We start from the raw sequence: 1,507 nt of genomic DNA on the forward strand, positions 1-1,507 counted from the left end.
CTCCCGCACGGATGGCAGATCGATTGCGTTGTTCATTGTCTGGTTCCAAGAACCAGGCGGGAAAAGTATGCTTTTGATACCGGAATTATGGCAACAGTTTCTTACCAGCTTCTGTTGTCGCGCAAGGCGCAAGTCTTGCTAGTTCTGGATCAAATCAAGCGCGATAAGGGCGTTTGGTGGATGCCTTGGCAGTAAGAGGCGATGAAGGACGTGATACTCTGCGATAAGCCATGAGGAGCTGAGAATAAGCTGTGATCCATGGATTTCCGAATGGGGCAACCCACCTGACAGTTTGTTATAATTGCCTTTTGGCAGTTTATAACGGGCTGAAACAGGTACTTTTTGACTGAATACATAGGTCTTAAAGAGCAAACCCGGAGAACTGAAACATCTAAGTACCCGGAGGAAAGGACAGCAATAGCGACTCCCCTAGTAGCGGCGAGCGAACGGGGACCAGCCGAGCCTTGAGAGTGATCAGAATAACCTGGAAAGGTTAGCCATAGCGGGTGACAGCCCCGTATGAGAAGCTCGATGGGACGTATTAAGTAGGGCGGGACACGTGAAATCCTGTCTGAAGATCGGAGGACCACCTTCGAAGGCTAAGTACTCCTTGCTGACCGATAGTGAACCAGTACCGTGAGGGAAAGGTGAAAAGCACCCCGACGAGGGGAGTGAAACAGTACCTGAAACCGAACGCCTACAAGCAGTCGGAGGGGCATGAGCCCTGACGGCGTACCTTTTGTATAATGGGTCAACGACTTGGTCTATCTAGCAAGCTTAAGCCGTTAGGTGTAGGCGCAGCGAAAGCGAGTCTTAAATGGGCGCATGAGTTAGATGGATCAGACCCGAAACCGAGTGATCTAGGCATGGTCAGGCTGAAGGTTGGGTAACACCAACTGGAGGGCCGAACCCACATCCGTTGAAAAGGATCGGGATGAACTGTGCCTAGGGGTGAAAGGCCAATCAAACTCGGAGATAGCTGGTTCTCCGCGAAATCTATTTAGGTAGAGCGTCGCACGAATACCCCGGGGGGTAGAGCACTGGATGGGTAATGGGGCCCCACAGGCTTACTGATCCTAACCAAACTCCGAATACCGAGGAGTACTAGATGGCAGACACACGGCGGGTGCTAACGTCCGTCGTGGAGAGGGAAACAACCCTGACCTACAGCTAAGGCCCCCAATTCATGGCTAAGTGGGAAAGCAGGTGGGACGACCAAAACAACCAGGAGGTTGGCTTAGAAGCAGCCATCCTTTAAAGATAGCGTAACAGCTCACTGGTCTAAATAAGTTGTCCTGCGGCGAAGATGTAACGGGGCTCAAGCCATGAGCCGAAGCCGAGGATGCCGTAAGGCATGGTAGCAGAGCGTAGTGTGACATGGTTTCTATCCTCTTTAGTGTCCTTCGGGACACCATGGAGGAGAAGAAATCTTCGATGAAGCGGGCCTGTGAGGGATCCCGTGGAGAGATCACTAGTGAGAATGATGACATGAGTAGCGATAAAGGGT

At 51.7% G+C, this 1,507-nt stretch carries 1 rRNA gene; it reads left to right on the forward strand.

What is annotated here, in order from left to right:
• Window positions 1-153: 153 nt before the first annotated feature.
• A 23S ribosomal RNA gene (locus tag ACTIE0_RS24310) occupies window positions 154-1,507 on the forward strand; the annotation flags it as partial.

Origin of the sequence: Limnospira sp. (assembly GCF_051859755.1) — a bacterium.
GTDB lineage: Bacteria > Cyanobacteriota > Cyanobacteriia > Cyanobacteriales > Microcoleaceae > Limnospira > Limnospira fusiformis.